Source organism: Streptomyces sp. 2A115 (assembly GCF_052245575.1).
Classification (GTDB): domain Bacteria; phylum Actinomycetota; class Actinomycetes; order Streptomycetales; family Streptomycetaceae; genus Streptomyces.
Map to the genome: position 1 here is coordinate 1 of NZ_JBQQCG010000159.1, position 10,185 is coordinate 10,185.

At 70.5% G+C, this 10,185-nt stretch carries 7 protein-coding genes; 4 read left to right on the forward strand and 3 right to left on the reverse strand.

The genetic code is table 11. From position 1 onward, the window contains the following. Window positions 1-204: 204 nt before the first annotated feature. Both ACTWQR_RS54505 and ACTWQR_RS54510 read right to left on the reverse strand, forming a co-directional pair. On the reverse strand, window positions 205-2,136 hold the full coding sequence (locus ACTWQR_RS54505; protein ID WP_443234802.1) for a sigma-70 family RNA polymerase sigma factor: 1,932 nt from the start codon (window positions 2,134-2,136) through the stop codon (window positions 205-207). Window positions 2,137-2,399: 263 nt separating this feature from the next. Next, window positions 2,400-3,191, reverse strand: coding sequence for a TetR/AcrR family transcriptional regulator (locus ACTWQR_RS54510; protein WP_443234803.1), 792 nt, complete (start codon window positions 3,189-3,191; stop codon window positions 2,400-2,402). Between the two features lie 381 nt (window positions 3,192-3,572). Between ACTWQR_RS54510 and ACTWQR_RS54515 the strand changes: the two genes are divergently transcribed. The 3 genes from ACTWQR_RS54515 (at window position 3,573) to ACTWQR_RS54525 (ending at window position 7,623) form a co-directional block, all read left to right on the forward strand. Beyond that, window positions 3,573-4,937, forward strand: a complete 1,365-nt coding sequence (locus ACTWQR_RS54515; RefSeq protein WP_443234804.1) for an NAD(P)/FAD-dependent oxidoreductase — start codon at window positions 3,573-3,575, stop codon at window positions 4,935-4,937. A gap of 125 nt (window positions 4,938-5,062) precedes the next feature. Further along, entirely contained in the window at window positions 5,063-6,736 is a 1,674-nt protein-coding gene (locus ACTWQR_RS54520; protein WP_443234807.1) for an ATP-binding SpoIIE family protein phosphatase, read from the forward strand. 83 nt (window positions 6,737-6,819) lie between these two features. Next, entirely contained in the window at window positions 6,820-7,623 is an 804-nt protein-coding gene (locus ACTWQR_RS54525) for a class I SAM-dependent methyltransferase (protein WP_443234805.1), read from the forward strand. A gap of 64 nt (window positions 7,624-7,687) precedes the next feature. Here ACTWQR_RS54525 and ACTWQR_RS54530 read toward each other — a convergent pair whose 3' ends face one another. After that, window positions 7,688-8,962: an MFS transporter gene (locus ACTWQR_RS54530; protein ID WP_443234808.1), complete on the reverse strand. Its 1,275-nt coding sequence runs from the start codon at window positions 8,960-8,962 to the stop codon at window positions 7,688-7,690. 148 nt (window positions 8,963-9,110) lie between these two features. On the opposite strand from ACTWQR_RS54530, the gene ACTWQR_RS54535 reads away from it, so the two are divergent. Continuing rightward, window positions 9,111-9,659, forward strand: coding sequence for a MarR family winged helix-turn-helix transcriptional regulator (locus tag ACTWQR_RS54535; protein ID WP_443234806.1), 549 nt, complete (start codon window positions 9,111-9,113; stop codon window positions 9,657-9,659). Window positions 9,660-10,185 lie beyond the last annotated feature (526 nt).

Below are 10,185 nucleotides of genomic sequence, written 5' to 3' on the forward strand. Positions count from 1 at the left end.
CCCTCCGCCCCTCCCCGTTCCCATCATTGGGGGCTGCGCCCCCAGACCCCGGCTGCTGGTATTTCAGCCCCTCCGGCGTTTGAGGAGCGGGGGTTCGGGGGCCGGCCCCCGAAACGGGGTCTGGGGCGGAGCCCCAGGGGATGGGACGGGTAGGGGCGGCGGGGGCGAAAAAACCCGCTCACCACCCGCCGCTGACTTCACGCGTCACCGACACCGGAACCGCGACTCCGCCCAGTCCGCCAACGCCACCGAGTCGAACGGCGTATGCGGCTCGACGATCAGCCGAATCGTCTTCCTGCCGGTCAGATCCACATGCACGGGAACCCCAGGGTGACCCCCGTGAACCAGCTCCGACCGCCACATCCGAGCCCCGTCCGCGAACACGGAGAACCGCACCTGACCGAGCCCCATCGTCATGTCGTCGACACCGACCACCGCGTCGTACGCGGAACAGGCGCGGTTGAGATCGATGGTGACCGAGGACGCGCCGTGCACGGTGACACCGTTCGCGTACTGCCTGTCGGCGATCGACATGCCGTACCGCTGCCAGACCCAACTGCTCTCCCCGAGCCGCATCTCGGGCTCGGTGCCGTCGCCGGTGAGGCCGTACTCCAGCTCGTTCCACTGGAAGTCCGCCGGGGGCGGCGGGGGAGGAGGCGTGGGCTTCGGGGGCGGCGGAGGCGTGGGCTTCGGAGTGGGAGTCGGTGTCGGCTCGGGCGTGGGTGTGGGCGGCGGAGAGGGTGAAGGGCGGCTCGGAGTCGGCGACGGTGCGGGCGCGAGCACCGCCGGCCGCGGCCCGGGCTGCTTCTTCGGCGGCTTCGGGGACGGCGGGGGCGTCCGGGGTTCGACGACGGGCGTGGTCGGGGGCGGCGGCTGGGTCGCGGGCTTCTTGTCGTGGTCGTTGTTCATCAGCGCGTACGCCGCCACGGCCGCGGCAGCCGTCACGGCGACGCCCGCCGCGATACCGGCCTTCGCGGGCGCACCGAGCCCCTCGGCCGCGGCCCCGCCACCGGCACCCGCTCCGCCCGAGCCGCCGCCCGCCGCGGAGGCGGCCCCCGCGGCGCCGGCCGCACCCGCGCCGGCCCCGCCCGCGATGAGCGCGGCCGCATTCGCGTACCCGGCGGCACCGAACCAGCCGATGACCGCGATCGGCACGACCGCGGGAATCCCACTGGCGACTTCCTTGATCTGACCGGCGGCCAGCCGGCACTTGGCGCATTCCTCCAAGTGCTTGCGCAACCCACGCTCGGCCCGCGTGCGCAGCCCGCCGCGGGCGTACGCGCCGAGCCGGTCGGCGTAGCGGGCGCACTCCTCGTCGGTGGTGAGCGTGACGCTCACATGGGCCTGGAGGTACGCCTGCTTGAGGCCTTCGCGAGCCCGACTGGCCAGCACACGCGTGCCGTTCGCGTCCAGCCCGAAGAGCGTGGCGACCTCGCTCGGCGACTCGTCCTCGACCTCGGTGTGCCACAGCACGGCCTGCCAGCGCTCCGGCAGCGACCGGAACGCCTGCATCGCCATCGACTGCTCGGCCTCGTGCATCGCCCGCACGTCCGCGCCCAGGTCCAGGGTGTCGTCGTCCGACACCTCGGAGTTGCGTGCCGACTGCGCCGCGAACACGGCGAAGTCGTCGACCAGATGCTCCCGCCGTGCCGACTTCGTCCAGGTCGCCGCGACGCGTCGGATGCTCGTCAGCAGATAGGCGCGTACGGCGTGCTCGGGGCCACTGCCGCCTCGTACGGCTTGGAGCATGCGGGCGAAGACCTCGGCCGTGAGGTCGTCGGCGGTGTGCGCGTCCCGGCAGCACGTGCGCGCGTACCGGCGCACGGCGTCCGCGTGGCGCCGGTACAGCTCCTCGTACGCCGTGTCGTCGCCCGAGCGCATCCCCTCGATCAGCTCGGCGTCGGCCGGCGGCAGCTCGATCGGGGGCGGCAGCACACTGCTGCCGCGGCTGTCGCGCCGCTCGCGCTGCGGTGGAACGCTGCCCTCCGCAGGGCCTCCGGTCGGCACATTCTCAGAAGAACCCCAGGTCGGGACGCTCTTGGAAGGTCCGCCCTGACTCGGCACCTGCCGCGAAGGCAACCCACCCGATTCCGCGCCACCGTCTCCGAGTGACTCGTCCCGCCCGTCAACGCTCATCGCGGAAAGCCCCCGCCGCCTGCACCCTCGGACCCGAACATCGGGAAAGGGTGCCACAGGGACCCACCGCTGTTACCCGGAGGAACGGACCAACCACTCGTCCGTGGGGACTTGCCGCACCGGAGCGCTAGCGTTCACCCGTCAGGGGAAGGCTCAATCGACTTTCCCTGACGGAAGTTGACGAAAAGCGCGGAATGCCCCCATGCGTGAAGTCGTCGAGCATCCCTATGCGAACGGGGGCACCCGCGCCGCGCCCAGGCGTCTCACACCGCAGGACGGGACCGCAGCCCCTCCAGCAGGATGTCCAGCAACCGTGCCGAGGCCGCCGCCTGCTGAGCCGCGTCCGGCAGCGAGGGCGCCGCCGTGGCTATCACCAGCAGAACGTCCGCCACCGTCACGTCCGTGCGCAGCTCGCCCGCCGCGCGCGCCCGCTCCACGAGCTGGCCCACGACCTCGAGCAGCTGGGTCGCTCCGGCGTCGTCGGCCGCCACGGCCTCCTCGACGTACGCCGGCCGCTGGTCCACGAGGCGCTGATCCACGACCCGCAGGTCGGGAGAGACCGGCTGGGTCCGCTGCTGCGGCACCCGCGCCTCGTCGAGGACCGTGCCCTCGTCCGCGACACCCACCCGCAGTATCTGCGGCGGCAGCAGGCGCCCCGCGCCCGAGGCCACCGACGTCCGCAGGAAGCGCGAGAGCGCCGACCACGGCTCGTCCTCCTGCCCGAGCGCCGACCGCGCCTGGTCGGTCAGCCGGGAGGTCTCCTCCTCGGCTATCCGCCGGACCAGGACGTCCTTGCTCGGGAAGCGCCGGTACACCGTGCCGACACCGACCCGCGCGCGCCTAGCCACGTCCTCCATCGGCGCGCCGTACCCCAGCTCGCCGAAGACCTCACGCGCCGCGCGCAGTACGTGCTCGAGGTTGCGCTGTGCGTCCACGCGCAGCGGTGTCGATCGCGATGCGTCCCCCGCGCCACGTCCGTTCCCCGCTGCCGCTCCGACCGAGCCGCCGGATGTGATGGCAGACGCGGAAGTCCAATGAGATTCCTGAATATGCATAAGTGTTCCCCCGGTAATGACGTCTCCCCCCGGAGACTCTCCCCGTCATTGACAGCCGGAGCGTGCGGAACAGCCTTCGTCCGTACGGACCCCGCCGTACGGACCCCGTCGAGCGCATCCCCCTACACCCCGATGACACACGAACATAGTTGAGTGGGGGTCAATTCAGAAGGGGCAGGTTCCGCACGGAGCGCCCCCCGATCGGAGTACGGGCCGCTTACGTCCCGATTGCGCCCCACTCTCCTACCCCGATCATACCTGCTGACCTGCGAACTTCCGCCGTACTCCGGCAAACCGGCCGCCGCTGCGCGTCTCGGGTGGCCGGTCACACAAATTGTCCGGGCTGTGGACAAACTCCGGAAGCCGTTGCGTCATGGGTGAGTGAAGGAACGTGCGCGCATTCTCGTTGTCGGCGGCGGCTACGTCGGGATGTACACCGCCCTGCGTCTCCAGCGGAAGCTGAAACCGGAGCTCAGGCGGGGCGACGTCGAAATCGTCGTGGTCACGCCAGACCCCTACATGACCTATCAGCCGTTCCTGCCCGAGGCGGCGGCCGGCTCCATCTCACCCCGCCATGTCGTCGTACCCCTCCGACGCGTCCTGGACCAGTGCCGGGTCGTCATCGGCGAGGCCACGGCGATCGACCACGCCAAGCGCGTGGCCACCCTCACCACCCTCGCCACCGAGGAGGAGGGCACCGAGCCCGAACAGCTCCCGTACGACGAACTCGTGCTGGCCCCGGGCTCCATCTCGCGCACCCTCCCGATCCCCGGGCTCGCCGAGTACGCCATCGGCTTCAAGACCGTCGAGGAGGCCATCGGCCTGCGCAACCACGTCATCGAGCAGATGGACATCGCCTCCTCCACCCGCGACCCCGCGATCCGCGACGCCGCCCTGACCTTCGTCTTCGTAGGCGGCGGTTACGCCGGAGTGGAGGCCCTCGGCGAACTCGAGGACATGGCCCGCTACGCCGCGCGCTACTACCACAACGTCAAGCCCGAGGACATGAAGTGGATCCTCGTCGAGGCCTCGAACCGCATCCTCCCCGAGGTCGGCGAGGAGATGGGCAAGTACACCGTCACCCAGCTGCGCCGCCGCAACATCGACGTTCGCCTGGAGACCCGCCTGGACTCCTGCGCGGACCGGGTCGCCGTACTCAGTGACGGTGCCCGCTTCCCGACACGTACGGTCGTGTGGACCGCGGGTGTGAAACCGCACCCCATCCTCGCGGCCACCGACCTGCCGCTGAACGAGCGCGGCCGCCTGAAGTGCACGCCCGAGCTGACCCTCGACGGCGTCACGCACGCGTGGGCCGCGGGAGACGCCGCCGCCATCCCGGACGTGACCGCGGAGGAGCCCGGCAAGGAGACGGCCCCGAACGCCCAGCACGCCGTGCGCCAGGCCAGGGTCCTCGGCGACAACATCGTCCACTCCCTGCGCGGCGAGCCCCTGGAGACGTACTCCCACAAGTACGCGGGCTCGGTCGCCTCCTTGGGACTGCACAAAGGCGTCGCCTACCTCTACGGACGCAAGGTGAAGGGCTACCCTGCCTGGTTCATGCACCGCACGTACCACCTGAGCAGGGTGCCCACGTTCAACCGCAAGGCCCGCGTGCTCGCCGAATGGACCCTCTCGGGACTCTTCAAGCGTGAGATCGTCTCCCTGGGTTCGCTCGAACATCCCCGAGCGGAGTTCGAACTCGCGGCCGGTGGAAAGCCTCCTCAGGACCCGAAGGGGTCGTCCTGACCGGACCCAGGAACTCCACCGACAGGACCGGCGTCTGACGGATGTCGGTCCTGTCGGACACACTGGTCCACGACCATGGGCGGGCCGACCGCTCGCCCTTCAAAAATCACGAGGCCTGTCCCACAGTGAACTTCACGCGCTGGAGCGCCCGGCTCCCCGGAACGCAGCGCCGCGCCGCAGCGCGGAACGAGCACGCGGTCCCCCCGGAGGGTTCCGTGCCCGCGGCACGCGCCGAGCGGCTGACCGAAGGCGACGTCGACCCGGACGCCGACGCCCCGCCCGTGCCCGCCGTCGACGAACTGCCGGTCCGCGAGGTCCTCGACCGCATCCCGGGCCTCGTCGCCCTCGTGCACGGCCCCGAACACCGCCTCGCGTACCTCAACGACGCCTATGTGGCCGCCTTCGGCGTACGCCCGGTCGGCGCGCCCGCGCGCGATGTGCTGCCCGAGCTGGACGAGGTCGGCCTGCTGCCGCTCCTCGACCAGGTCCTGCGCAGCTCCAAGCCGCGTACGGTCAAGTCCCGCAAGGCACCCGGCGGCCGCTCGTACACCTTCACCTGCACACCCGTCCCCGTCCCCGTCGACGGCTCGGCCACCCCCGAAGGGGGTGGCGTACTGATCTTCGCCGCGGACGTCACCGACCACGCCGAGGCCGCCGAGCGGCTGCGCGCCAGCGAGCGCCGGCAGCGCGAGACAGCGGTCACCCTCCAGCGCTCCTTGCTGCCCCAGGAACTCGAGGAACCCGACGACCTGCGCGTCGCCGCCACCTACCATCCCGGCGGCACGGAGGCCGCGGTCGGCGGCGACTGGTACGACGTGATCACCCTCGGCGGCGGCCGCACCGCCCTCGTCATCGGCGACGTCATGGGCCGCGGTGTCCGCGCGGCGGCCGTCATGGGCCAACTCCGCACGGCCGTCCGCGCGTACGCCCGCCTGGACCTGCCTCCGCACGAGGTCCTCCAGCTCCTGGACGGCCTCGCCATGGAGATCGACGCCAACCAGATCGCCACCTGCGTGTACGCGGTCCACGACCCCAACGAGGGCCGCCTGGTGTACGCCTCCGCCGGCCACCTCCCGATCCTCGTACGCGACGAGAGCGGCATCGTCCTGCGCGCCGACGAGCCCACCGGGCCCCCGCTCGGCACGGGCGGCTGGATGCACTCCTCCGGCTCGGTGCCGCTCGGCCCCGGCTCCACTGCCGTGCTCTACACCGACGGACTGGTCGAGCGCCGCGACGCGGACCTGGACGAGGGCATCGAGTCCCTGGAGCGAGCCCTCGCGGGCGCCACGGGCACGCCCCAGGTGGTCTGCGACCGCCTGGTCCGCTCGGCGGGCGTGACGGCCGACCACGACGACGACGTGGCCGTCCTCGTCCTCCAGCACCCCGCCCGCAACGGCCCCGACAGCGAACTCTTCCGAAACGCCGCCCTGGAACTGCTCGGCGGCGTCGAAGCGGCCCCACGCGCGCGTGCCTTCGCCTCCGGCGTCCTCACCAGCTGGCGCTTCCCGCCCGACCTGCACGACCTCGGAGTGCTGGCCGCCAGCGAACTCGTCGCCAACTCCCTCCAGCACGGCACCCCGCCCATGCGCCTCAGACTCCGCCGCACCGACCGCCGCCTGATCGTCGAGGTCACCGACGGCGACGACCATCTCCCACGCCGCCGCCGCGCCGAACCCGCCGACGAGTCCGGCCGTGGCATCGCGATCGTCGCCACCATCGCCTCGAACTGGGGATCGCGCCGCACCCCTGGCGGCGGCAAGGCGGTGTGGTGCGAGTTCGCACTTCCGCGCAGTACCTGAGGACCCAGCCGCGCGGCATCTGGTCGTCCGCCTCCCGCGGTGCTAGTAGCTCACCCATGGCTAGCTCACCCAAGGCAGATGAAATGGGCTTTCAGCTCACAGGCAGCGCCCCCGAGCGCTACGAGGAGTACGCCGCGCCGCTCAACGCGCCGTTCGTCGAGGCGGTGCTGGACGCCGTGGACCTGTGTCCAGGCCACCAGGTCCTCGACCTCGCGTGCGGCACCGGCTTCGCGGCCCGCGGGGCGGCCGCCCGGGTCGGCCCCACGGGCCATGTCGCGGCCGCCGACTTCAACGAGGGCATGCTCAAGGTGGCCGCCGCCAGGGCACCCCGCATGTACCCGGACATCGAGTTCACCCAGGCCCCCGCCGACCGGCTCCCGTACGCGGACGACACGTTCGACGCCGTCCTCTGCCAACAGGGCGTCCAGTTCTTCCCCGACCTCGGCGCCGCCCTCGTCGAGGCCGCCCGGGTCCTGCGCACCGGCGGCCGGTTCGCCGCCACCGCCTGGGCCTCCTGGGACCGCTCCCCGTACTTCGCCGCCCAGCACCGGGCCATCACCGAGTACGGCGGACCGGCAGCCGAGGCCCACTTCGCCGAGGCCTTCTCCTGCCCCGCCGAACTCATCACGGCCGCCCTCATCGAGGCGGGCTTCCACGACATCGTCAGCCGCGACGTCACCTTCGACATCACCCTCCCCCCGCTCGCCGACTTCGTCCCGGGCCACCTCTCGGCCGTGTCCTGGGGCCAGGCCATCGAGGACACCGGCGGCCCGGACCGCCTGGCCCAGGCGGCCGCCGCGAACGCCACAGCCCTCGCCGACCGCACGAACCCGGACGGCACGGCGACCATCCCGTTCACGTCCACGCTGGTGACAGCGGTCAGCTGAAACAGTCCGCCAACGCACGAGACGGCCGTCACCACATCTCATGGTGACGGCCGTCGCACGTCTGTCAGACCTCGGCCCGGACAGACTCCACCGGAGCCCCACCCTGCGCCACAACCCGGCTCTTCACCAGCGAAGGCTGATTCTGTAGGGGCGTGAGCTGCCGCCCGAGCCGCACCGCCAGGAACGTGATGCCCAGCGAGAACAGCAGAAACGTCACGATGTACGGAGCATGCAGCGAGGCCCCCATCGGCCCGCCCACCGCCGGACCGACCGCCAGCGCCAGCTGCTTCACCAGAGCGAAGGCGGAGTTGTACTGCCCCGCCATGCCGCTCGGCGCCAGATCCGCCACAAGTGGCGCCACGGTCGGCGACAGCATCGCCTCACCGAGCCCGAACAGCGCGTACGTCGAGACGAACGCCGCCGTCGCCATGGCCTGGCTGCCGTGCCCGAGCCCCGCGTACCCGGCGGTGACCCACGCGACGGCCCAGATCAGCCCCACGCTCGCGATCACCCGCGACCGCTTCCGCCGCTCGACGAACTTCAGCACCGCGAACTGCGCGATCACGATCACCGCAGTGTTCGCCGCGAGCGCCGTACCGAGCGCGGAGGTCGAGATCCCGGCCGCCTCGACGCCGTACGCACTCAGCCCCGACTCGAACTGCCCGTAACAGGCGAAGAACAGCACGAACCCCAGCACACCCAGTTGCACCATGGCCCGATTACCGAGCAACTGCTTCCAGCTACCGCCCGCGGCCCGGGGCGCGCCACCCTCGATCCTCGGCGTGCGCGGCATCCGTACGGTCGAGATGACCGCGACGAGCAGCAGGAACATCGCCGCCTCGATCGTGAACAACAACGTGAACGAACCGGCCCGCGAGGCGTCGACGAGATGCCCCCCGATCAGCCCACCGACACCGAGCCCCAGGTTCTGCAGAAAGAACTGCGTCGCGAAGGCCCGCGACCGGGTGTCAGCCGTCGAACAGTCCACGATCATCGTCGCGAGCGCCGGCTGCATCACGGCCTGCCCGGCACCGAGAGCGGCCGCGGACAGCAGAACGGTCGTCGAACTGCTCGCCAGCCCGAAGCTCAGCGCCCCCACGGCGGCAGCGATCAGGGCGACGACCAGCACCGGCATCGGGCCCCGCCGGACGATGGCCCGCCCGGCGAACGGCAGCACGACGAGCGCGGCCACGGCGAAGACGGTGAGTACGAGACTCGCCGTCACAGCACCGAGATCCCGCACCTGCGCCACATAGACGTACAGATACGGGACGGTAAAGCCGAGCCCGAACGCGCTGAGCGCGTTGCCCACATGGATCCGGCGCATCTCCGCGCCCATCGCCCTGGTCACGTTCACCTGCCTTGGTAGGGGAAGCCTTTCGCTCGCCTCAGGAGTTAGAGGTGAAGACTTCGAAGCTAAAGTTAGAAGATAAACAGTACATCTCGAAGGACTTCAACGCCAAGCGAGGGCATGCCATACTGCGCCCATGGGCGACACCCCCGGCGTCGGCGAGCCGACACTCGAAGAGCAGATCGCCGCGTACCAGCGCGAGTTCCAGGACCTCGACCCCCAGGTCGAGAAGATCGTCTCGGCCCTCGGCCGCCTGAACCGCCGCATGAACGTCGCCTACGGCCGCCAGACCGCCACTCTTGGCATGAGCAACGCCGAGTGGGAGGTCCTCAAGGCCCTCGTTCTTTCCGGCGCCCCCTACCGCATGGGGCCGAGCGACCTCGCCAAGCGCCTGGGGCTCACCCCGGCCGCGATGACCCACCGGATCGACCGCATGGTGGCGGAGGGCCTGGTCACCCGGGAACGCGACGAGTCCAACCGCGTACGCGTCATCGTCGAGCTCACCAAGGAGGGTCGCGGGAAGTGGCAGGAGGCCATGCGCCTCTCCACCGTCTTCGAGGAGGACCTGCTTCAGGACCTCTCCGCGGAGGAGCGCGCAGTCCTGGGAGAGGTCCTGACCCGCCTCCTCCGCCGCGTGGAGCACGCCCAGCCGGACGCCGGCGGCCGGCTCACCGACCTTGACTGAGACCGGAGTTGGGGCCTGAACATCCGGCGCCCCCTGGTTTGCCGGATGGCCTCCTTGGGGAGACTTGACACTCCCCTGGCGGATCCGTAAGGTTCTTCGAGTTGCCGCGGAGCCGTAACGGTTCTGCGACAGCACCTCCGCCGCAGAAGCGGCACACCAAACCATCAGCGCGATCTCCCAACGGGATCGAATTCGGCGTGCCCGAATTCCATTCGATTTGGGAGCGGTGGCTCCGATTAGGAACTGCCGAGAGGATCCGCTAAAGTTTTGGACGTCGGAACGGCCCAACAGCCGGGAAGACAAACCCAGTTGACTGGGAGTCAGGCCCGAAAGGATCTGATAGAGTCATCACCGCCGGAAAGGGAAACGCGAAAGCGGGAACCTGGAAAGCACCGAGGAAATCGGATACGGAAACGGTCTGATAGAGTCGGAAACGCAAGACCGAAGGGAAACGCCCGGAGGAAAGCCCCGGAGAAGGTTCTGTGGGTGAGTACGAAGGAAGTGTCCGTTCCTTGAGAACTCAACA

What these genes read in the sequence shown, in the direction of transcription:
- ACTWQR_RS54530 (WP_443234808.1), bottom strand. Translation starts at nt 8,962, where the DNA reads ATGGGCGCGGAGATGCGCCGGATCCATGTGGGCAACGCGCTCAGCGCG.
- ACTWQR_RS54535 (WP_443234806.1), top strand. Translation starts at nt 9,111, where the DNA reads ATGGGCGACACCCCCGGCGTCGGCGAGCCGACACTCGAAGAGCAGATC.
- ACTWQR_RS54505 (WP_443234802.1), bottom strand. Translation starts at nt 2,136, where the DNA reads ATGAGCGTTGACGGGCGGGACGAGTCACTCGGAGACGGTGGCGCGGAA.
- ACTWQR_RS54510 (WP_443234803.1), bottom strand. Translation starts at nt 3,191, where the DNA reads ATGCATATTCAGGAATCTCATTGGACTTCCGCGTCTGCCATCACATCC.
- ACTWQR_RS54525 (WP_443234805.1), top strand. Translation starts at nt 6,820, where the DNA reads ATGGGCTTTCAGCTCACAGGCAGCGCCCCCGAGCGCTACGAGGAGTAC.